22 protein-coding genes are annotated in these 20,980 nt (G+C 55.6%); 9 read left to right on the top strand and 13 right to left on the bottom strand.

The genetic code is table 11. The features are described 5' to 3' along the window. The 3 genes from LBW89_RS16510 to lepB all read right to left on the bottom strand — a co-directional run. Positions 1-418: hypothetical protein (locus LBW89_RS16510; protein ID WP_225039571.1), on the bottom strand; the 418-nt coding region annotated here is incomplete at its 3' end. 86 nt (positions 419-504) lie between these two features. Then, on the bottom strand, positions 505-741 hold the full coding sequence (locus tag LBW89_RS16515) for a hypothetical protein (protein WP_148451999.1): 237 nt from the start codon (positions 739-741) through the stop codon (positions 505-507). A 34-nt stretch (positions 742-775) separates the two neighbouring features. Next, positions 776-1,330: a signal peptidase I gene (gene lepB, locus LBW89_RS16520; protein ID WP_148451997.1), complete on the bottom strand. Its 555-nt coding sequence runs from the start codon at positions 1,328-1,330 to the stop codon at positions 776-778. 125 nt (positions 1,331-1,455) lie between these two features. Between lepB and LBW89_RS16525 the strand changes: the two genes are divergently transcribed. Further along, positions 1,456-2,355, top strand: a complete 900-nt coding sequence (locus tag LBW89_RS16525) for a LysR family transcriptional regulator (protein ID WP_225039573.1) — start codon at positions 1,456-1,458, stop codon at positions 2,353-2,355. Here LBW89_RS16525 and LBW89_RS16530 read toward each other — a convergent pair. Continuing rightward, positions 2,352-3,161, bottom strand: coding sequence for a carbon-nitrogen family hydrolase (locus LBW89_RS16530; protein ID WP_412067007.1), 810 nt, complete (start codon positions 3,159-3,161; stop codon positions 2,352-2,354). The genes LBW89_RS16525 and LBW89_RS16530 overlap by 4 nt on opposite strands. Positions 3,162-3,387: 226 nt before the next feature. On the opposite strand from LBW89_RS16530, the gene LBW89_RS16535 reads away from it, so the two are divergent. The 7 genes from LBW89_RS16535 to mtnB all read left to right on the top strand — a co-directional run bounded on the left by LBW89_RS16535 (position 3,388) and on the right by mtnB (position 10,794). Next, positions 3,388-4,593, top strand: a complete 1,206-nt coding sequence (locus LBW89_RS16535; protein WP_225039576.1) for a pyridoxal phosphate-dependent aminotransferase — start codon at positions 3,388-3,390, stop codon at positions 4,591-4,593. Positions 4,594-4,978: 385 nt separating this feature from the next. Continuing rightward, positions 4,979-6,085: a glutamate 5-kinase gene (gene proB / locus LBW89_RS16540; RefSeq protein WP_148451989.1), complete on the top strand. Its 1,107-nt coding sequence runs from the start codon at positions 4,979-4,981 to the stop codon at positions 6,083-6,085. Positions 6,086-6,115: 30 nt separating this feature from the next. Next, positions 6,116-7,363 (top strand): glutamate-5-semialdehyde dehydrogenase, encoded by a 1,248-nt coding sequence (locus tag LBW89_RS16545; RefSeq protein WP_225039577.1) that lies wholly within the window; start codon positions 6,116-6,118, stop codon positions 7,361-7,363. A gap of 28 nt (positions 7,364-7,391) precedes the next feature. After that, the gene (proC, locus tag LBW89_RS16550) at positions 7,392-8,252 is read left to right on the top strand and encodes a pyrroline-5-carboxylate reductase (RefSeq protein ID WP_225039578.1); all 861 of its coding nucleotides are present in this window, start codon (positions 7,392-7,394) and stop codon (positions 8,250-8,252) included. After that, positions 8,249-9,469, top strand: coding sequence for a 2,3-diketo-5-methylthiopentyl-1-phosphate enolase (locus tag LBW89_RS16555; RefSeq protein WP_213504372.1), 1,221 nt, complete (start codon positions 8,249-8,251; stop codon positions 9,467-9,469). The genes proC and LBW89_RS16555 overlap by 4 nt, the downstream gene beginning before the upstream one ends. Then, complete coding sequence (locus LBW89_RS16560; RefSeq protein ID WP_148451981.1) at positions 9,466-10,137, top strand: 2-hydroxy-3-keto-5-methylthiopentenyl-1-phosphate phosphatase; 672 nt, start codon at positions 9,466-9,468, stop codon at positions 10,135-10,137. The genes LBW89_RS16555 and LBW89_RS16560 overlap by 4 nt, the downstream gene beginning before the upstream one ends. Beyond that, positions 10,138-10,794: a methylthioribulose 1-phosphate dehydratase gene (gene mtnB / locus LBW89_RS16565; RefSeq protein WP_148451979.1), complete on the top strand. Its 657-nt coding sequence runs from the start codon at positions 10,138-10,140 to the stop codon at positions 10,792-10,794. It abuts the gene before it with no gap. 227 nt (positions 10,795-11,021) lie between these two features. Here the strand turns inward: mtnB and LBW89_RS16570 are convergent, their stop codons facing one another. From LBW89_RS16570 to LBW89_RS16610, 9 genes are all read right to left on the bottom strand, one after another. Then, a complete protein-coding gene (locus tag LBW89_RS16570; protein WP_148451975.1) occupies positions 11,022-11,888 on the bottom strand; it encodes an undecaprenyl-diphosphate phosphatase in 867 nt (288 codons plus the stop codon). A 78-nt stretch (positions 11,889-11,966) separates the two neighbouring features. Continuing rightward, on the bottom strand, positions 11,967-12,575 hold the full coding sequence (locus LBW89_RS16575) for a DedA family protein (RefSeq protein WP_148451972.1): 609 nt from the start codon (positions 12,573-12,575) through the stop codon (positions 11,967-11,969). 18 nt (positions 12,576-12,593) lie between these two features. Continuing rightward, the gene (locus LBW89_RS16580) at positions 12,594-14,480 is read right to left on the bottom strand and encodes an ABC transporter permease (RefSeq protein ID WP_225039580.1); all 1,887 of its coding nucleotides are present in this window, start codon (positions 14,478-14,480) and stop codon (positions 12,594-12,596) included. A gap of 40 nt (positions 14,481-14,520) precedes the next feature. Continuing rightward, on the bottom strand, positions 14,521-15,291 hold the full coding sequence (locus LBW89_RS16585) for an ABC transporter ATP-binding protein (RefSeq protein WP_213504380.1): 771 nt from the start codon (positions 15,289-15,291) through the stop codon (positions 14,521-14,523). Between the two features lie 68 nt (positions 15,292-15,359). Continuing rightward, positions 15,360-16,376: a HAMP domain-containing histidine kinase gene (locus LBW89_RS16590; protein WP_225039582.1), complete on the bottom strand. Its 1,017-nt coding sequence runs from the start codon at positions 16,374-16,376 to the stop codon at positions 15,360-15,362. After that, positions 16,373-17,074, bottom strand: coding sequence for a response regulator transcription factor (locus tag LBW89_RS16595; RefSeq protein ID WP_148451964.1), 702 nt, complete (start codon positions 17,072-17,074; stop codon positions 16,373-16,375). Before LBW89_RS16595 ends, LBW89_RS16590 begins: the two co-directional genes overlap by 4 nt. A gap of 126 nt (positions 17,075-17,200) precedes the next feature. Then, positions 17,201-18,295: a hypothetical protein gene (locus LBW89_RS16600; RefSeq protein WP_225039583.1), complete on the bottom strand. Its 1,095-nt coding sequence runs from the start codon at positions 18,293-18,295 to the stop codon at positions 17,201-17,203. Between the two features lie 37 nt (positions 18,296-18,332). Beyond that, positions 18,333-18,791 carry a hypothetical protein gene (locus LBW89_RS16605; protein WP_148451960.1) on the bottom strand — a complete coding sequence of 153 codons (459 nt, stop codon included), beginning with the start codon at positions 18,789-18,791 and terminating at the stop codon, positions 18,333-18,335. Then, positions 18,788-19,309, bottom strand: a complete 522-nt coding sequence (locus LBW89_RS16610) for an RNA polymerase sigma factor (protein ID WP_148451958.1) — start codon at positions 19,307-19,309, stop codon at positions 18,788-18,790. Before LBW89_RS16610 ends, LBW89_RS16605 begins: the two co-directional genes overlap by 4 nt. A gap of 509 nt (positions 19,310-19,818) precedes the next feature. Here LBW89_RS16610 and LBW89_RS16615 point away from each other — a divergent pair. Next, on the top strand, positions 19,819-20,979 hold the full coding sequence (locus LBW89_RS16615) for an asparaginase (RefSeq protein ID WP_148451956.1): 1,161 nt from the start codon (positions 19,819-19,821) through the stop codon (positions 20,977-20,979). Position 20,980 lies beyond the last annotated feature (1 nt).

The raw sequence follows: 20,980 nt of genomic DNA on the forward strand, positions 1-20,980 counted from the left end.
TAGGTATCTTTGTATTCAAGGAGACCTCCTTTCGTATGTATCTGTACAATTCTACGATAACTGGGGTCTCCTTTTTTTGTAAATTATTCTTCTTACTTGTTATGTCATTTTTTTTGCAAGATTGCTGCTCGGTTTCTCTAAAATCTCTGGAAATACCTGCAGATTTGCATCTTTTTTCGCATTCCCTCGGGAATCGGCTTAAATACCTGCAGATTTGCATCTTTTTGGAGTTCGAAGCTTGGAAGAACGCTAGGCGCCTCTTTGGATGTGACATATCACTTCGATTAGCCATAAAGCCACCTTTTCCTTTCGTTATACATCGTAGCTTGAACACTCCTTTGATAACGAACCCTTCAGGTGTTTTTGCTATAAGCATCACTACACCACCCGCATAGCAGGTGGTTTGTTGTTTTTTCACGCTTCGCGTGCCCAACTGGCTAAAGCCACTAACAAAAAAACAGATCAATCGCTTGATCTGTCTGATGTCCGAACATTGACACTATGCTATGGTTTCCATTTATGACCGCAGGCCGTGCATCGGTTAACCTTGGCCTTCATAAAACTGAACAGGGAAACGACGATCGGAATAAATCCCACGACCAGCAGGGGCCAGAAGAACAATAATCCCAGCCACAACAGGCAACCGCCCGCCGCAAACCAGATTAGAAAATAAAAGAGCTTGCCCCGCGTAACGACCTGGTCGGATTTGCATTTGGGACAGCGTTCCCAGACATCCGTCATTCTCTTCTCTCCTTAAGTCAGATGCGATAATCAATCAGAAAGAGTCGATCCCCATCACATGGTCCTGGGGGACGGGGCCGATATTTCTGCTGTCATTACTGTTGTTGCGATTGTCGCCCATTACAAACACATGGCCGGCGGGGATTTCCCAGGACTGGTTCATTCCCGCGTTCATCGCTTCCTTGATGTAAGGTTCATGGAGCGCTTCCCCGTTTCGGTACACCTGCCCATCCTTGATTTCAATCGTATCGCCCGGCAGGCCGATCACCCGCTTCACATAAAAAATCTCCTGTTCTTCGGCGCCCGAAAGCAGCCGGATTAGCGGATGTTCCTTAACGTCATCCATAAACGATCTCTCCCGGTCGACCCGGCTGTCGATAATGACGATATCGCCGTACTTCGGCAGCTTGTCGAAGGAATGAACCAGCTTCCACGCATAGATCCGCTGGTTGTCGTTCAGCGTCGGTTCCATGGAATGACCGTCCACTCTGTATGGTTGAATAACGAATATGCCGATGAACATACTGAGTACGAAGCCGATGATGATCGAAATTCCCCATCCCTGAATCTCTTTCCAAACCTTTTTCAAGACTCAAACCTCCACAACAACTTTTTCTATTATTATACCTTGAAAACAGCATCAAGCCAAACCTATTATAGTATATAATATTAATAGGTTTGGCTTATAAGAAAACAGCAGAAGAGGTGAACCCTGTGGAGCTTCGACAACTACAATATACGCTGCAAATTGCCGAGGAACGGAATTTCTCCCGCGCGGCGGACAAACTTCATATCGCCCAGCCTTCCTTAAGCCAGCAGCTGTCCAAGCTGGAGCAAGAACTGGGCGTCAAATTGTTTCAACGGAACACGAGCACCGTCGAGCTGACGCATGCGGGAGCGAGCTTTATCGAGCATGCCCGAAAAATCATGGACGCGGTGGAGCAGCTTCGCCAGGAGATGGACGATATCTCCCAACTTAGAGCGGGACGCGTCGTGATCGGGAGCATGCCGATCACCGGCTCGCATTTGCTCCCGTACGTGCTGCCGGCCTTTAAGGCGGCCTACCCCGAAATCCAGATCACCCTTCTGGAGGATACGTCGCTGAATCTGGAAAAGCTGACCGCCGGCGGCGGAACCGATCTTAGCCTGCTTTCGCTTCCGCTGCAGGAACCGACGCTCACCTATGAACCGATCGGCGAAGAGATTATCGACCTGGCCGTTCCGCCCGATCACCGGCTGGCCGCGCTTGAAGACAAGCCGGGCGGCGTTTCGCTCGAGGAACTGAAAGACGAGCCGTTTATCGTTCTAAAAAAAGGACAGGGATTCCGCAAATTGACCATCGACTTGTGCAAAAGCGCCGGGTTCGAGCCGAACGTCGTATTTGAAAGCAACAATATCGAGACCGTGCAGTCTTTGGTGGCGGCCGGCATGGGAATCACCCTTGTGCCCAGATTTATCGCCCGGGCCAAACGGAGCGAGCTGATCCCGGTTTACGTTCCGCTGGCCTCTTCACCGAGCCGTACCCTCGTTATCGCCTACCGGAAAGGCAGATACCTGTCCAAGGCGGCCGAAGCCTTCATCGACACCTTCAAAGCGACGCTGGCGGAGCGCTAAAGTTCGTAGAGGGACGGACGGCGGTCGCTGAAGACCGGAATCCGCCCGCGAACCTCGGCGACAAGTCCCAGGTCCACGCGGCCGGTGACGATTTCCTCCTCTTCCCCGCCCTCGGCCACGATTTCTCCCCAAGGGTCGATGATGAGGGAATGGCCGAAGAACACGTCGCGGCCGCCGGTTCCCGTCCGGTTGCAGGCGATGACGTACATTTGGTTTTCGATCGCCCGGGCCATGAGCAGCGTCCGCCAATGATGAAGGCGGGGATGCGGCCATTCCGCCGGAACGAACAGCACTTCGGTTCCGTTCAACGACAGCGTGCGCGCAAGCTCCGGAAACCGGATATCGTAGCAAATCGACGCACCGGACGGGATACCGTCCAGCTCGAATTTAACGGCCCGATCGCCCGGAGCAAGATGCTTCTCCTCCTCCATCAGCCGAAACAGATGGATTTTGGAATAGGATGCGACCTCCCGTCCCGTCCGATCGAAGACAAGCATGGTGTTATACACCTTGTCCCCTCTTTTCTCCGCGATCGATCCCGCGACGATGTGAACGCCATGCGTGCGGGCAAAGGAGGCGAGCCAGGCTCTGGACTCTTTCCCGTCGGGGTCGGCCAGACTTCCGATCTGGTTCAGGTCATAGCCCGTGTTCCACATTTCCGGCAGGACGATCACATCGGGCTTTTCCGGAGCGGATACCGCCTGCTCCATTCTTGTTTCCATTCTTTCGCGGTTTTGCGCCGGCTGCCCCAGGACGATATCGCTTTGAATCAAAGCCACGTTCCAAGCCTTTGTTTTATCGCTCATGGTCATTTATCCTCCCTTTCGCATCGGGCGGCAACCTTCAGCCGGCCGACTGTACTTGACTCTCATCATAATCGGTCGGGTAGTGACGCGCAAGGCTTTCCCCCGTGAAATTCCATCTATGCAGCTAGGTTAAATCGTGTTAAATTAAAACATATTATTTTTGAAGTGCCGCTCAGCGCAGTAATATCGTTGTTTAGTGGCGTTCACAGACCGGAGAGTGCGACCTATGAAATCAAATCAACCTAACCGGGGGACGGTTCCTTTTTCGATCCGCCCGGCCGATATCATGAATAACCTGCCCAAGCAGTTCTTCGCTTCGCTGGTCGCCAGCGTAAACCGGGAGATCGCCGCGGGGCACGATGTCATCAATCTCGGCCAGGGCAATCCGGATCGTCCCACGCCGGAGCATATTGTGCGCGCCGCCCAGGCCGCCGTGGCGAATCCCCAGTATCACAAATACTCCCCGTTTCGGGGTTATCATTTCTTGAAAGAAGCCGCGGCCCAGCGATACCTCGAGGACTACGGCGTCAGCCTGGACCCGGAAACCGAGGTAGCCATCCTGTTCGGCGGCAAAACCGGGCTTGTTCAGATCAGCCAAATTTTGCTGAACCCGGGCGACCTCTGCCTGGTGCCCGATCCGGGTTACCCGGACTACTGGTCGGGGACCGCGCTGGCCGGCGCGGAAATGTCGTTCATGCCCCTGCGGGAAGAGAATGACTTCCTGCCCGACTACGACGCCATTTCCGATCGCGATAAAAAGCGGGCCAAGCTGATGTTTCTGAACTATCCGAACAACCCGACGGCAGCCACGGCCCCGCTGTCCTTTTATGAGGATACGGTGAAATTCGCAGCGACCCACGGCATCGTCGTCGCCAGCGATTTCGCCTACGGCGCGATCGGCTTTGACGGGCGGCGCCCCGTAAGCTTCCTGCAAGCGGAAGGCGCCAAAGAAGTCGGCGTCGAGTACTACACCATGTCCAAAACGTATAATATGGCCGGCTGGCGGGTCGGATTCGCCCTTGGCAACAAGGAGATCATCTCCCTGATCAACCTGCTCCAGGACCACATTTATGTCAGCCTGTTCGGCGCGGTTCAGGAAGCGGCCAAGGTTGCCTTATCCGATTCGCAGCAGTGTGTGGCCGATTTGGTGTCCGTCTATGAGTCCAGAAGAAACGCCTTGTTTAAAGCTCTGGGCGAAATCGGCTGGGAAGCCCGCAAACCGTCAGGTTCCTTCTTTACCTGGCTTCCGGTGCCGAAGGGTACGGACTCTTCCGCTTTCGCCCAGCTGCTGCTGGAGCGGGCCAAAGTTGCGGTTGCGCCCGGTATCGGCTTTGGCCGGCATGGCGAAGGATACGTGCGGCTCGGACTGCTTACCGACGAGGACCGGCTTACGGAAGCCGTCCATCGGATCGGCAAGCTCGGCCTCTTTTGAGGCCGTAAGGTCATTTTCTTTTGCAAAGGCAGGATTCGCATGGTATTCTATCAGTAATTCAACAAACAGTTCGTTATCTGATACGATTCATAACAACCTTTCTATCATTAAACGTAATGACGGGACCAGTAGAAGACCGGTGCGGCCCCCAGAGAGCAGATTCCTTCGGCTGTGAGAATTTGCGGCCCGCCCGCTTTGAACCCTATCCCCGAACGGCCGGCCATAAACCGGACAGCGCCCCTGTTACCGGGCAACCCAAGTCGGATGATGAATCATCAATAAAGGTGGTACCGCGGAAGTGAAACTTTCGTCCTTTGCATGCAAAGGCGGGAGTTTTTTTGTTTTACGAAAAATTTACGCTATGATTTTTTAAGGAGTGGTCTCCATGCAACGCCGCATTGTCGTTAAAATCGGAAGCAGTTCGCTAACCTCGCCCGAGGGCGGATTAAACCGGGAAGCGATCCGATATTTTGCCTTCGAGCTCGCCGCTTTACGTTCGGCGGACACCCAGGTCCTGCTCGTCTCCTCCGGCGCCGTCGCCGCGGGTTTTCGGGAAATCGGATACCCGGAACGGCCGAAGCTGCTTCATGAAAAACAAGCCTCCGCCGCCGTCGGGCAGGCGCTGCTGATGCAAACCTACCGCGAGGAACTGGCCGAACACGGCATTTCCGCGGCGCAAATCCTCCTCACCCGCTCCGACTTCCAGAACAGAAGCCGGATGGGCAACGCCAGCATGGCGCTGGAAGAACTGCTGAGCCGCGGCGTCCTCCCGATCATTAATGAAAACGACACCGTCTCGGTCGATGAATTGAAATTCGGGGATAACGATACGTTATCCGCGCTGGTCGCCAATCTGATCAAAGCCGATCAGCTCATCATTCTCACCGATACGGACGGCCTGTACACCGCCGACCCGCGGATCAACCCCGCGGCCGTCCGCATCGAACGGGTCGCGGAGATCAATAAGGATCTGTACGCCATCGCCGGCGGAGCGGGCTCCAGCGTGGGGACGGGCGGCATGCGCTCCAAAATCGACGCGGCCAAAATCGCCTCACGCGGCGGTATCCCCGTCTTCGTCGGCAAGGCCGACCGCCCCGGCGACCTACGCCAAACGCTGGAAGACCGCGGCCGGGGAACCTATTTTGAAACGCACAGTTCCGCCTTGCCGCGCAAAAAACAATGGCTCGGATTTATGTCCACCCCGATCGGCGCTTTGATCGTCGACGCGGGGGCCGAAGAGGCGCTGATCCACGGCGGGCGCAGCCTGCTCCCCGTCGGCGTCCGCGGGGCCGAAGGCCACTTCCAAACCGGAGATGTGGTTGAAGTGCTGAACGGCCAGGGGGAAGTGCTCGGGAGAGGCATCGTCAACTATGACGCCGCTCAGCTCCGGGACGTACTGGGCTTGCCCAGTACGGAAGTGATGAAACGGTTAAACGAAGTCCACCGTCTAGAGGTCATTCATCGGGACGAATGGATTTCCTTAAAATCTTAAATATACTGGAATCCATAAGGAGGTTAAACCATGAGTGAAGTAAGAGAAAAAGCGGTATTAGCCGGCAAAACGGCAGCCATCCTGGGCGGGCTCGGAACGGAGGCCAAAAACGAGGCCCTGCTCGCCGCGGCCAAGGCCCTTGAGGAACAAGCCGCGGAGATCATCGCCGCGAATCGCGAGGATTTGGAACGCGGCCGGCAAAACGGCACGTCCGAATCGCTGCTCGACCGCCTCGCCCTGAACGAAAGCCGGATCGCCGGCATCGCGGAAGGGCTGCGCCAAATCGTGGAACTCCCCGATCCCGTTGGCGATGTGCTCGCTACGATCGATCGGCCGAACGGGTTGCATATCGTTCAACAGCGCGTTCCCCTCGGCGTCATCGGCATCATTTACGAAGCCCGTCCCAACGTCACGGTGGATGCCGTCGGCCTTTGCCTGAAAACCGGCAATGCCGTCGTCCTGCGCGGAGGCTCCTCCGCCCTCTCCTCCAACCGGAAAATCGTCGAAATCATCCACCGGACGCTTGAGCAAACGACCGTTCCGAAGAACGCCGTTCAGTTGATCGAAGATCCGAACCGTTCCTCCGTGGACGAGATGTTGAAATTAAACGGGTTGCTGGATGTGGTAATCCCCCGGGGGGGCAGCTCGTTGATCCAAACCGTTGTGCAAAATGCCACCGTGCCGGTGATCGAAACGGGCGCCGGGATCTGCCACACGTTTCTGGATGAAACGGCCGATCCGGCCATGGCGGAAGAGATCGCCTTAAACGCCAAGGTGCAGCGCCCCTCCGTTTGCAACTCGATGGAAACGCTGCTGGTCCACCGCTCCTACGCAAATCGCCATTTGGCCGATCTCGCGGAAAAATTCCGGGAGGCGGGCGTGGAACTGCGTGGCTGCGAAACTACCCGCAAACTCGTCGCTTGGGCCAATCCGGCCACCGAGGAAGACTATGCGACCGAGTACAATGACTATATTTTGAATGTGAAAATCGTGGACGATCTGGACGAGGCTCTTGCCCATATCGCCCGCTTCGGCACAAAGCATTCCGAGTGTATCGTAACGGAAAACGGCGGGAACGCCGCCCGCTTTCAGCAGGAAGTCGATGCCGCGGCCGTGTATCATAACGCATCGACCCGCTTTACGGACGGGTTTGAATTCGGCTTCGGCGCGGAAATCGGAATCAGCACGCAAAAACTGCATGCCCGCGGTCCGATGGGATTGCCCGCACTGACTTCCAGCAAATATATCATCCACGGAAACGGACAAATCCGGAAGTAAAAAGCAGCTCTAGAGGAGGCGAAAATCCATGCTAAACGAATCCAACGCTAGCAGACCGGCCATCTGTTTTTACGGCGCCGGTTCCATGGCCGAAGCGATCGTCCGCGGCTTGATTCATAAACAGGTAGCCGCACCGGAACAGATCGTCATGCTGAACCGGAGCAGCGCCGAACGGCTGGCATACCTGGAGGAACAGTACGGCGTAGTTACCGGAAACGGCGAAGAGAAAACCGCGAAATACTTGAACGAAGCGTCCGTCATCGTCCTGGCCATGAAGCCGAAGGATGCCGGCGAGGCCTTGAAAGCACTGGGCCCGAAATGGCGTGATGGCCAGCTCATCATCTCCGTGATCGCCGGCCTGTCCATCGCCACGATTCAGGGGCTGCTGGGCGTCAACGCGCCGGTGGCGAGAACGATGCCGAATACGTCGAGCTCGATCGGTCAAGGCGCCACCGGCATCTCCTTCTCCGCCGAGACCGCCGAAGAGCAGCGTCGCCAGGTGCTCTCGATGTTTGAAGCGGTCGGTACCGTCCAGGTGATCCCCGAGGAGAGAATGGACATTTTGACCGGAATTTCCGGCAGCGGCCCCGCTTATTTCTACTACATGATGGAAGCGATGATCGCCGCCGGCATCGAAGGCGGACTCACCCCCGAGCAGGCCCGCGAGCTGACGGTGCAAACCGTGCTGGGCGCGGCGGTAATGATGAAGGAAACCGGCGAAGCGCCGGAAAAACTGCGTAAAGACATCACTTCGCCCAACGGATCGACCCAGGCCGCACTGGAGGTTTTGGCCGACCGTGGTTTTGAGGCGGCCGTCAAAGCGGCCGTTCACCGCTGTGCGGAACGCTCTCGCGAAATGGGCGAGGCGGTAAAGGAGGCATTATCGTGAGTTATTGTACTGCAACTTACCGGATTTATGATCCTAAAGCCGATTTTGAGCGCAAGGCCCAGTCCATCGCCATCGGCATGACGGTCGGGACTTGGACCGAGCTGCCCCAAATCAAACAGGAGGAAATGCGCCGTCATTTGGGCCGGGTGGAACGAATCCAGGTTCACGAGCCGGAAACCGGGTCCGAAACCGAACGTTACGCGGATGTGTCGATTTCATATCCCGACGTCAATTTTACCCGGGATCTCCCCGCCCTGCTGATCACCGTGTTCGGCAAAATATCGATGGACGGTAAAATCAAACTGCTGGACCTGGAATTTTCGGATTCGTTTCTCAGCGCCTTTCCCGGCCCGAAATTCGGCCTGAACGGCGTAAGGGATCTGCTGGGCGTCAAGGACCGTCCGCTCTTGATGAGCATCTTCAAATCGGTCGTCGGTTACGATCTGAACGGCCTCAAGGAGCAATTTCTGGCCCAGGCGCTCGGCGGCGTCGACTTGATCAAGGATGACGAGATCCTGTTTGAGAATCCGCTGACACCGATCGATCAGCGCGTGCGCGTTTGCCGCGAAGCCGCGGAAGAGGCCGAGCGCGTGACGGGCAAAAAGCTGCTCTACGCGACGAATCTCACGGGGCCGACTTCGAAGCTGAAAGAGCAAGCGCTGCGCGCCATCGATGCCGGGGCGTCCGCCCTCTTGTTCAGCGTGCTGCCTTACGGCTTTGATGTCCTGCACGAGCTGAGCTCCGACCCGGACATCACCGTACCGATTGCGGCCCACCCTTCGCTCGCCGGAGCGTTGTATCCGTCGCCGCATTACGGCATCGCCGCTTCCCTGCTGCTCGGCAAGCTGATGCGGATCGCCGGGGCCGACCTCGTGCTGTTCCCTTCGCCTTACGGCTCGGTCGTTATGCCGAGGGAGGAGAACCTGGCGATCCGCCGCGAGCTCACCGCCGAGGGGCTGCCGCAGCGCGCCAGCTTCCCGGTGCCGTCGGCCGGCATCCATCCGGGGCTGGTACCCCGGATTCTGGACGACTTCGGCACCGATGTGGTCGTGAATGCCGGCGGCGGCATTCACGGGCATCCGGGCGGCGCGAGCGCCGGCGGCCGCGCCTTCCTGCAGGCGATTGACGCCGCGATGAACGGCGTCTCCCTGGAGCAGGCGTCGGCGAGCCTGCCCGAATTGAAAGCTGCCCTTGACCTTTGGGGAGGGCAGCGATGAACCGCGGCAAACAGCCCGTCGTCTTCTGCGATTTCGACGGGACGATTACCAATAGCGACAATATCGTAGCGATCATGCGGCATTTCGAACCGGAAGGATACGAGCCGATTATGCAGCGTATCCTCTCCCATGAAATTTCGATCCGGGAAGGCGTCGGGGCGATGTTCGCCCTCTTCCCGGCTTCGATGCGGGAGGAGATCACCGCGTTCGTCGTCGGACAAGCCGGCATCCGCGAGGGCTTCCGGGAATTTCTCGCCTACTTGAAGCAGCGGTCGATTCCTTTTTACGTGACGAGCGGGGGCATTGATTTTTTTCTTGAGCCGCTGCTCGCCCCCTTCGATATTCCGCAGGATCATATTTTTTGCAATTCCGCGGACTTTACCGGGGAGAATATCGCTATCTTATGGCCCCACCCTTGCGACGAGCACTGCACGAACGATTGCGGCATGTGCAAGGCCGCGGTCATGCGCCGGTATCCGCCGGAGCAGTATGAGCGGATTCTGATCGGGGACAGCTTGACCGATTTCGAGGGCGCCAAGCTGGCGGACCGGGTATACTCCCGGTCCAAACTGACCGAGAAATGCCGCGAGCTGGGTATTTCCCATACCCCATTTGAAACGTTTACGGAGATTAAGACCGACTTGATGAGGCGGGAAGGAGCGAATTAAATGACATTTTCAGACATCTCCCTGGAGGAAAAACAGAAGGCGCTGGGCGAGCTCCGGAACATCAAAGAGCAATTTGCCGCCCGGGGCTGGTTCCCCGGAACGAGCGGCAATCTGTCCGTTCGGGTCGGCGCCTTCACGCCGGACCGGTTTCATTTTGCGGTCACTTCGAGCGGGAAGGATAAATCGGTTCATACTCCGGAGGATTTCCTTTTTGTGGACGCCAACGGAGAAGCCTGCGAAACGACTGCGCTTAAGCCGAGCGCCGAAACGCTGATTCACGCCAAAATTTACCGGATGACGGGATGCGGCGCCATTTTCCACGTGCATACCGTATACAACAACCTGATCAGCGAGTATTACGGTGACGAAGGATATGTACCGGCTCAAGGCATCGAACTGATTAAAGGTCTCGGCATTTGGGAGGAAAATGCCGCCATCCGGATTCCTGTTCTCCCGAATTACGCGGATATTCCTTCGATCGCCAAGCTGATTCCCGGTACGCTCAAGCCGGAAATCCCCGGCATCCTGCTGCGCAACCACGGGATTTATGCCTGGGGAGCCAACGCCTTTGAGGCCAAGCGCCATTTGGAGGCCTTCGAGTTTATTTTCGAAGTGCTTTACCGTTCCCTGCTTCTGCCTCCCCGCCCGCACTCTTAAGTGTGATTTGCTACTATGCCCCCACCCACCCGGTTTCTGGACAGCCGCGGCGGGCGGGGGTTCTTCAACTTGCATTGTGATTCATTCATTTTGCATATTTTGAGGAGGTTAGACATGGATTACACTTCACGGAAAGATGCGGCGCCCACGGCGAAACGCTGGCCCAAAGATGCCATAGCGGCGGGCTGCCGCCCGACAGAACCCCGTCGGACGGCTCTTTCGCATGCTTACCAGAAATACAGCGCCCCGATAACCGCGGCCAATACCAAACGGTAAACCGCAAACGGGACAAGCCGGATTCGGTTGATCAGCTTGAGGAAAAAGCGGATCGACAACAGCGCGAACACAAAAGCGCTTATAAAGCCGGCGATAAAGAACGGGAGTGCGTCCATCGTGAAATACTCCCAATTTTTCAGCAGGGACAGCCCGCTGGCCCCCGCCATGATCGGCACGGCCATAATAAACGTAAAATCGGCCGCCGCCCGATGGCTCAGTCCCAGCAGAACCCCTCCGGAAATCGTCGAGCCCGACCGGGAGAATCCCGGCCAGATCGAAAGGCATTGAAACAAGCCGATCGTAAACGCCTGCCTGTAGGTGATCTGGTCGACGGACTCCACGGCCGGCCGCTTCGGTCCGAAGCGGTCCGCCGCGATCATCAGCAGCGCTCCGATAACCAGACCGATCAATACCGTGGCGGTGGAGAACAAGTACTCATCGACATAGTCCTCCAGCAAAACGCCGAGAATTCCCGCCGGGACCAAGCCGACCAGTACCTGGGCCAGCTTCAGCCGCGGTTCCCCGCCATGACGGGAAGCCGCAGCTCCGCCCCCTTCCTCCCCGCGCCGCTTCATTCGGGAAATGCCCAGCAGATCCATAAACCGCTCCCGGAAGACGACAAGCACCGCCAGAATGGAGCCTAACTGGACGACGACTTTAAACGTGTTGGCCACATATTTGGAATGCAGCAACTGCTCAGTCTTCAACCACATATCATCCACGATGATCATATGTCCCGTCGAAGAAACGGGGGCAAATTCCGTCAACCCCTCGACCAAGCCGAGAACTACCGCTTTAATCAAATCGATAAATTCCATGCGAAACCTCTCTTCTCATCAGCGTAACGCCGCTTTTTGTCTATTGTGGAGTACGGCAGTAAACGCCGCCTTTTCGGATCAGCCCTTTTTTCTTGTCCGCAGAAACCAAAATACGCCGCCGATCCCAATAACCGCGATCAAAGCGTAAGCGATGTTGGAGTAAACGTCCATAAACTCGACGATTTTCTCCCAGGACCCGCCCACCGCGGCGCCTACGGAGACCAGAATGACGTTCCAGATCAAGGTACCGATCGTCGTAAACAAGAGGAATAGACCGAACTTCATTTTGGACATCCCCGCGGGAATGGAAATCAGACTCCGGATCAACGGAATCATCCGGCAAAACAGCACCGTCCAATAGCCGTATTTGTCGAACCAAGCGTCTGCCCTACGGATATCTTCTTTTTTCAGGCGCAAAAATTTCCCGTACCGGTCCACCCAGCCTTCCAGTTTATCGACATTGATCAAATAGCCGATCCCGTACAAAATGACCGCGCCGAGCACCGAGCCTACCGTAGCCGCGATAATGACCCCCACGACCGTCAGACTGGTGTATGTTGTCATAAAGCCCCCGAAGGTGAGAATCACCTCCGACGGAATCGGCGGAAACACATTTTCCAGCGCGATCAGCAGCAAGATGCCGGCATAGCCGAATTGCTCCATTATATTCGTAATCCAATTTTCCACGAGATACCTCCATATCGATTATAGATAACCTTTTTGCAAATTCCGCAAATATCGCGCGCGAATGAAATAAAAATACATCCCCTGCACAAAACAAAAGCTGAACAGGATCAAGCAAGCCTCCCAAGCGATCGGGATAAACAGATAACTTTGCAGCGCGATGAACGCGAAGATACTGTGAACGAGCGCCACTCCCACCGGCAAAAAGAACATCAACCCCAGTTGAGCGGTTACGATCCGCTCCATTTCCCTGCGGGTCACGCCCAGCTTGGTCAGCGCGGCATATTGACGCCGGTCGTAGTCCAGATCGCTGTATAACCGGAAGTACAGGAAGCTCCCCGCCGACATAAAAAACACGGTACCGACCAGCAGCGCAAAGAACAACAGCGCTCCATAGGTGGTTCGTTGAACCTCGAACAAAGTCCCGCTCACCGCCATGGCGTAATCCAGACCGGTTTCGTACTTCATCTTTCCGTTTTCGGTCAAATTCTTTGCGATATCGACGGTGGCCTCCAAACCGGCGTCCGAATAAAACGCCGTGTAAACCGCCCGGCCGAAATTCGGGGCCAACTTCTCCCACGTCGCATCGCTCACGACAAGTCCGGAAAAATTCCCTCCCCGGAAATCCCCGAGCTCCGGTGTTAAATAATCGGAGATGGGCACGTGCTGTGTAACCCCTTCTTCGTCCAGCCGTATTCCGCCCGCACCGAGCGTATAGCTTGCCGGTTCCCGTTCTTGCAAGAGCAGCTTTTCCCGCTGCGAGCTCATGAGCACCAAAGCCCCGTCGGCGTCCGGAGGCTCCTCCCGGGTCGTCATCCCCGCCGCGGCCACCAGCTTGGTATAATCGGAAAAAGAGAGCAGCGCCAACTGATCCGGCGCCCCCGCCAGCGTCGTGGAGGCAACCTCCGCAAGCAGCAAATCCGTCTCCTCCTCGTGAAAGGCGAGACCTCGCGCCGCGAGCTCCTCCCGGATCTGACGAAGATGCCCGGCGCTTACGTTGCCGCCCGGCTTGGCCACATAGCCGATCTCGGCCGGGTGGTCCCGGTCGAACTCCGCGGACAGCCGGTTGACGGAGGCGAATACGCCGACCGCGCAAAACGTGATCGTCGAGATCATCGCGACGAGAAAAAACATCCAGGCGTTCTCTTTCAGCCGGTACGATAAATTTGAAATCAGAATCAGGTTCGTCCTGTGCCAGTACCTCGCCAGGTTTCTTTTTAATAGGTGAATGACGGCCAGACCAGCTTGCGAGAAAAACAAATAGGTGCCGAGCATCGTCATCAGGGTCACCGGGACCACGCGAAGCTTGACGGTCGACGCCGATGCCGTCACGGCCAAGGTATAGCTTGCGATGAGCAGCGTGGCCGCCAACAGGGACAGCCCTTTGGAGAACCGGGGCTGGCCTTCCCTTTTTGCGCCGGATTGAAACAAATCGATCAGCCGGGTCGAGCCGAGCAGCATCGTCGTAAAGGAGGAAATCGACAGAAACAGCAGCAGGAACGCCGCCAAAGTCAAGAGCACGCTCCAGGGCGAAATATGGAAGGACAGCTCTTCGATCCCCAGCAGATTTGCGCCTGCCATCAGGAAGAGCTTGGCCGTCAGCAAACCTCCCAAAATCCCCGCGCCAAGCGCGCCGAGGCCCACCAGCATATTCTCCGTGAACACCATCTTGCGGAGCTGTTTTACGGTCATTCCGTGCAGCAGCAGCACCCCGAATTCCCGCTTCCGGGAACGAAGAAATGAGCCGACGGAATAAAGGACAAACAAGAAGCAGAAGACGAACATGATGGCTTCCGCCTGACCGAGCACAAGCAGCGCCGACTGCCAGGCTACCCGGTCCCGCAGCTCCGGATGGAACAGGAATACGGCGCACACGAAAAAGACCATTACGGAAAACGTACTGCTCAAAAAATAGGCCGCATAAGTGCGTTTCTTTCTTAATACATGATTAAAGGCGAGCTGACGAAAGGTGATCCGTATCCCCTCCCAGCAGCGACATCATGTCGATGATTTTTTGGAAGAACGCCTGGCGGTTGTCGCCCCGGTAAATTTCGTTGTACATGCTTCCGTCCTTGATGAAGATCACCCGATGGCAAAAGCTCGCGGCAAAAGCGTCGTGCGTCACCATCAAAATGGCCGCCCGCTTCGCCTCATTGACCATCGCAAACGCCTCCATGACGTCCCGGGAGGACTTGGAATCCAGGTTCCCGGTGGGCTCGTCGGCCAGAAGCAGCGAGGGATGGTGGATCATCGCCCGCGCGATCGCGGTCCGCTGCATTTGTCCCCCGGAAATCTCATGCGGAAATTTGTCCAGCACGCGGGCGATCCCCAGCCTTTCCGCCAAATCCGCCGCATTCCGCTTCATTTCCTGCACCGGCGTACCTTCGAGCGTAAGCGGGAGCACGATATTTTCTTCGACGGTCAACGTATCGAGCAGGTTAAAGTGCTGAAAAATAAAGCCCAGTCGTCTTCGGCGAAAAAGAGCCATCCGCTCCTGATCCAATTCATGCGGATTTTGCCCGGCGATGCATACGGTTCCGGAAGTAGGTTCGTCGATGGTGGCGATGACATTGAGCAGCGAGGTTTTCCCGCTGCCGGAGGGTCCCATAATCCCGACGAATTCGCCTTCCTCCATCCGAAAGCTGACATGGTCAAGCGCCTTGGTGGAAATTTTGCCCTCGTAGATTTTCGATACTTCCCGCACTTGTAAAATCGGCATCCTTCCCCCTCCTTCCGCGGATAGCTTCATTATACTTGGGAGCGACCGCGGAATCCCATGGCTTAATCTTACACTTCCTTACTTCCTTGTAAGGTTTCCGTCCGCCGGCCCCCAAATCGAATCCGAATCGTAGTCCCTTCCATGACGGCCGACTCGATCTCGACCCGATGGCCGAGTTGATCGCAAATCTGCTTGACGAGATACAGCCCCATGCCCGTGGACTCCCTGAAGTTCCTGCCGTTCTCCCCCGTAAAATAAGCCTCAAAGACACGCGGGACGTCGCTGGCCGGGATGCCCACCCCCTCATCCGAAATCTCCAGGACGGTTTCTTCGTCCCGCCGGTAGGCTCTCAGTGTCAAATTCGCATTTTCTTTGGTCGTATACCGGACCGCGTTGGTTAATACTTGGGTCAACGCAAATGAAAGCCACTTCTCGTCGGTGGCAATGAACAGACGTTCGCCGGAAGGGAACTGCATGCGGGGAAACACCTTGCTGCGGATAAATAGCCGTTTCTGTTCCGAAACGACGGAACGGACTAACGCCTCCAGCTCCAGTTTCTCAACCATGAAATCCTGCGCGAAACCGTCCAGCCTCGTCGTATACAACACGAGGTCCAGCCCCTTGCGAAGCCGGTCCACCTCGTCCCCCACCGCGACGAAACGCGCGTCGTCGCTATCCTGCACCAGAAGATGTATAACCGAAACCGGGGTTTTCATCTGATGCACCCACTGGCTGATAAACTGAAGGTGGCGGGTAATTTTGTATTGTTGGGCGTTGATTTCAGTAACGTAAGCCCGGTATTGTTTTTTTAACAGCCGGTAGAGCGATTCGGACAAGGGCGTTCTCGGCTCCACTTCTTTGAATGCGTCCATCGCTCCGTCCTGTTCCAGGCAAGCATAGAACGAACGGTGGGTCAGAAACCGGACGAGCAAATAACCCGCCAGCAAGCAGCCGCTCAGCAGCCCGGCGTACAGTACGACATAGCCATCGCGGTATCCGTCCAGCCAGTACACCCCGGAAACGGCCAGCAACTGCAGGGCGTACACGGCGACGAGTGCCCGGTGATCTTTCAGAAAAAGCTTCATCGCGCCTCCTCCCAGCGGGGCACAAGCCTGTAACCCTGACCGCGCACGGTTTGAAGGGCTTCCTCAATCCCCAGGGCGGCCAGCTTTTTCCGAACCCGCGTGACATATACGTTCAAGGTGTTATCGTCGACAAAAACCTGGTCGTCCCAAATTTTCTCCAACAGGCGATCCCGGCTTACCACCTCTTCCCCCCTGCGCATCAGTTCCTCCAGCATTTTGACTTCGGTAAGACTGAGTTCGACCTTCCGGTCCCCCAAACTCAAGTACAAGCGGTCTTTGTCCAGCTTGAGACCTTCCAGTTGAACCGCTCGATCCCCGCCGGCCGCGGCGTAGTCTCCATAAGTTCTGCGCAGCTGGCTGCGGATTTTAGCCAAAACGATATCATAGTCGAAGGGTTTCGTAATGTAATCATCCGCTCCGTTTTCCAACGCCATAACCTGGTCCATTTTCCCCTCCCTGGCGGAAATAAAAATAATCGGGCAGGTGGACAAATTGCGGATCTGCCTGCACCAGTAATACCCGTCAAACTTCGGCAGATTCACGTCAAGCAGCACCAGATGCGGCGCTTCACGTTCAAATTCCTCCTTGATCCGTTCGAAATTCGCAGCCGTACAGGTGGCGTAGCCGAACCTCTGCAAATAGTTTTCCAGCAATCCGGCAAGCTGCCGATCATCTTCCACGACATATATTTTAAACATCCGGTCTTCTCCTTCTATCAAACGATTCATCTGTCTGCATTGTAACAAAAATAGATTCCGAAATAAAAAAAGAGAGCCGCAGACCTCCTGCAGCCCTCTTTCCGCCCGATCCCAATGGGGGATCGTTTATAGTTGTTCCTTACCGCCCCAATCCGATTCCTTCCGGCGTCCGGAAAGCAGTTTGAGACCCCCTCCGATGAGGATGGCCGCGACCAGCACCGGCCTCAAATATTCATCGATCAAATAGCGCATTTGCAGGTAAGGGAACCAACGGTCCAGCGCGGGAACTATGAATTCCACACCCACATAATAGACTCCCATCAATAAAAGAGCGATTCCCAGCCAATGCTGGCTGCCCCCCTTGCTTCGGATCAACGGAATATCCTCCATCGGCAGGATGCCGTACCGGCTCGTCTGCTGAAGTCCGTCAAAAAAACAGTAAAACCAGATCACGGGGACCACGAACAGAAATACGGACAAACGAAGCACATCGATAATATAAAAGCTCCCAAGAAACAGGACCATCATTTGCAGGCCGCGTTTTTGCAAGCCAAGATACATTTGACCCGCACCGGGAAAAGCGGACAAGAGCGTGGCCAGTACCTTGCTGCGGCGCCCCTCGATCCGGCCCGATTCCCATTCGTCCAAGAGCGACCGGTCCTGCAGCGGCTCCCCGGCCTGCTTACGGTGAATAAGCTGGACGGCGTCGAACATGCAGTAAAGCCAGATGATCGGCAATAAACCCAGAAACAGCAGAAATACCGTTTCGTGCGTGACGCCGGTCAAAAAGAACATCATCGTGATCAGCCCGAAGAACAGGATCAGAAAAGACAGCCCCCGCTGCATTAACCCCATTTGGAAATGCCCCAATCCCGGAACGAAAGAGAGAAGAATGGTAAAGAAACGTTCGGTCTCGGCTTCCCCGCGGCGCGGTGCAGCCATATAATCATGCGTCGACCTTTCCTGAGCCGCCGGCTCCCTCAGCATCACGATAAGAAGATCCAGCATGCTGACGGCCCATAGAATCAACTCCGCGATCAGAACGGCGAGAAAGAATTCGCCTTCATTCGTGGCCATCGCGATCAGAAATCCGCCAAAAATTCCGCCGAAGAAGAAGAGCGGGTAGAAGATGCCCCTTCCCTTCTTTCCCCAATAAAAGTGCCCCAATCCGGGGATCACATTCAATATAAACGCCAGCATTCTGCTGCGATAGTAAGTCAATGTCATCATCCTTTCCAGGTGAATTTGCCCGTCTTCCCTAGTTGCCGCCGGTCGGAGTACCGATCCGGTCCATCCACAACGAGGCCCGTTCCATAAGCCGCTCGCTCAACGGAGACCCGCTGCCCTGGTTTTCTACGGCCACGCTGGTTCCCGCCGCCAACAGATCAAACACACCGCCTCCCAGCAAGAGGAAGGTGATGGACGCGGCGATAACATAATGCAATACCGGGCGGTCCCATCCCCATTTCTTCCTGTTTCCTTTCGCAGTTCCGTTCGCCTGCTGGGCGGGAAGCCGGACCATGACGTCGCTCGCGAAACGTTCCTCATCGGGTAGCGCCGGCAATTCGGACTCGACCGACATAAATACTTCCAGATAGAGTTCAAACTGCCGATCGTCGGCCCGCATCAGCGCTTCCATTTTGTCGGCGTCCTCTTTCGGGAGTTCGCCGAGAATATACTTCCGCCACAGCCTCCGCTGCGATTCCGGTTCGTTCATTGCCATTCCTCCTCCTTCCAGTGCTCACGGATCCAGGCCCTGGCCCGATATAGCTTCGACTCGATCGTCTTGACGCTCAACGCAAGCTCCGAGGCGATCTGCTCATGGCTTTTCCCTTCGAAGTAAAAAGCGGTCACCACCTGCCGATGGCCCGGAGGGAGCTCCGACAGTTTGGATTGCAGCTCGTTTCTGCGCTCCTGGCTTAGCATGTCCTCCAGCAATTCATCTTCCTGGGCGGGAATCTTGTCCGCCACATCGGCGGGATCCCAATGATCCTCGCGCCGCCGGTCCCGCCGTCTTTTTAAATCAATCGCCTTGTTAACGGTGATGCGGGATAACCAAGACTTGATTCCCTGTGAACGGTAAGCGGAGAGAGACTTATAGACTTGAAGAAAAGTTTCCTGGGCGGCATCCTCCGCCTCTTTCTCGTCATGGAGGACCGAGTAGGCGATACGGAACACCGTCTGTCCGTAAAGCTTCACAAATTCGTGAAAAGCTGACCGGTCGCCCTTTTTCATCTTTTCGATTAACTCCTCGCCAATAGCTCTCCCCTCCTCTCCAAAACAATAGACGATGATAAACGCCCCTGCCCCTGCACCCGGGTTCTTTTTTTATTTAGGCAATGTTAAATTCTAATTTTAATATTCGACCATAAGAAAACCGCCTTGGTGAAAAGGCGGTTCCTCAGACAATATTATCCCTCCACAACTTGTTCTTCTCGATTTTAGCATAAGTTATATTTGGTTAGTACCCTGACCGTTAACTTGCAAAACTTAGCTGAGAGCCCAAGGATAGTAGTGTAATTTTATATAACATGAACTTCCTGGTTCTGCACAACCGTAAAACTATGCCGTGATTACATGAATATAAACGATATTTGCAGGAAAACTAGGTTTACAACGCTTACTTCGCTATATTCCTCACTTGTTAAAAAACCTCACATCATTCTATAATCCAGTCAGTTAACCAATTCAATGTTAGTTTATATTACATACGGTTAACAAATCACATCATGGAGGTTGATCTTATGAACACTTGGAAATCCCATACCTTGAAATGGATACTCGCCGCCGGTCTCGCTTTCACGGCCGCCGGTCTCCCGGCCATTCCGCTGCCCCGCGCTTCCGCCGCCGAATCGGGCGCATCCGCGGCGAACGCCCAAACCGCCAAGTCACTGCCCAAGGTTCAGGTCATCGCCACCGGCGGTACGCTGGCCGGGAAATCGGTAGACGAAACGAGCTTTACGAATTACAAAGCGGGAACCCTTCTGATCGAAGATATGGTCCGGGCGCTGCCGAACAAGGATAAGATCGCCGAAGTCACTACGCATCAATTCGGAAATTCGGGATCCAGCGCCTATACGATTCAGCAATTATACGACTTGTCCCTCAAGGTCGATGAAGCGCTAAAAACCCAGGACGGCGTCGTCGTGACCAGCGGAACGGATACGATGGAAGAGATCGCCTATTTCCTCGACCTCACGGTCCGGAGTCCGAAACCGGTCGTGGTAACCGGGTCCATGCGTCCATGGACGGTAATCGGATCCGACGCTCAGGCCAACCTGTACAACGCCATTAAATTGGCCGCCAGCGGAAAAACCCGATATTTCGGCACCGTATTGATGCTGAATGATGAATTTCATGCCGCTCGCGAAGTAACCAAGACGAATTCTTACCGGACCGATACCTTCGTCACGCCCCAAATCGGCGCTTTAGGTTATATCGACGAAAACAACATCCGAGTTTACCGTGCTCCCTTCCGTGCCCTAAAAGCCGCAAAGGATTGGGCGACGCCGTTTGACCTCACCAAAATTACCAAAAATGATTTGGCCAAAGTGGAAATCGCCTACTCCTATCAGGATGCCGGTTCAGGCGCCATCAGCGCTTTTGTTGCTGGCGGGGCCAAAGGGATCGTCACGGCCGGCACGGGCGCCGGAGGCATCTCCAAAGCGATGAGCGAAGAGCGCGCCAAAGCGATCGAGCAAGGCGTCGTATTCGTGACGACGACACGCACGGGCTCGGGCAGCAACTATTCCGAAGGCAAAGGCATCATCGCGGGCGACAACCTGAATGCCCAACATGCCAGAATGATGCTGCTGCTCGGTCTGTCGTTTACGAAAGATTTCGCGACCCTTCAAAACTGGTTCGATACTTACGGCTACGGGCAGATCGAACTCCCGGCTAAATAAT

Origin of the sequence: Paenibacillus sp. alder61 (assembly GCF_020179875.1) — a bacterium.
GTDB lineage: Bacteria > Bacillota > Bacilli > Paenibacillales > Paenibacillaceae > Fontibacillus > Fontibacillus faecis.

Coding starts and splice junctions, on each gene's coding strand:
- LBW89_RS16515 (WP_148451999.1), bottom strand. CDS start 741: ATGACGGATGTCTGGGAACGCTGTCCCAAATGCAAATCCGACCAGGTC.
- LBW89_RS16530 (WP_412067007.1), bottom strand. CDS start 3,161: ATGAGCGATAAAACAAAGGCTTGGAACGTGGCTTTGATTCAAAGCGAT.
- LBW89_RS16535 (WP_225039576.1), top strand. CDS start 3,388: ATGAAATCAAATCAACCTAACCGGGGGACGGTTCCTTTTTCGATCCGC.
- proB (WP_148451989.1), top strand. CDS start 4,979: ATGCAACGCCGCATTGTCGTTAAAATCGGAAGCAGTTCGCTAACCTCG.
- LBW89_RS16545 (WP_225039577.1), top strand. CDS start 6,116: ATGAGTGAAGTAAGAGAAAAAGCGGTATTAGCCGGCAAAACGGCAGCC.
- proC (WP_225039578.1), top strand. CDS start 7,392: ATGCTAAACGAATCCAACGCTAGCAGACCGGCCATCTGTTTTTACGGC.
- LBW89_RS16560 (WP_148451981.1), top strand. CDS start 9,466: ATGAACCGCGGCAAACAGCCCGTCGTCTTCTGCGATTTCGACGGGACG.
- mtnB (WP_148451979.1), top strand. CDS start 10,138: ATGACATTTTCAGACATCTCCCTGGAGGAAAAACAGAAGGCGCTGGGC.
- LBW89_RS16570 (WP_148451975.1), bottom strand. CDS start 11,888: ATGGAATTTATCGATTTGATTAAAGCGGTAGTTCTCGGCTTGGTCGAG.
- LBW89_RS16585 (WP_213504380.1), bottom strand. CDS start 15,291: ATGCCGATTTTACAAGTGCGGGAAGTATCGAAAATCTACGAGGGCAAA.
- LBW89_RS16590 (WP_225039582.1), bottom strand. CDS start 16,376: ATGAAGCTTTTTCTGAAAGATCACCGGGCACTCGTCGCCGTGTACGCC.
- LBW89_RS16595 (WP_148451964.1), bottom strand. CDS start 17,074: ATGTTTAAAATATATGTCGTGGAAGATGATCGGCAGCTTGCCGGATTG.
- LBW89_RS16605 (WP_148451960.1), bottom strand. CDS start 18,791: ATGAACGAACCGGAATCGCAGCGGAGGCTGTGGCGGAAGTATATTCTC.
- LBW89_RS16610 (WP_148451958.1), bottom strand. CDS start 19,309: ATGAAAAAGGGCGACCGGTCAGCTTTTCACGAATTTGTGAAGCTTTAC.
- LBW89_RS16615 (WP_148451956.1), top strand. CDS start 19,819: ATGAACACTTGGAAATCCCATACCTTGAAATGGATACTCGCCGCCGGT.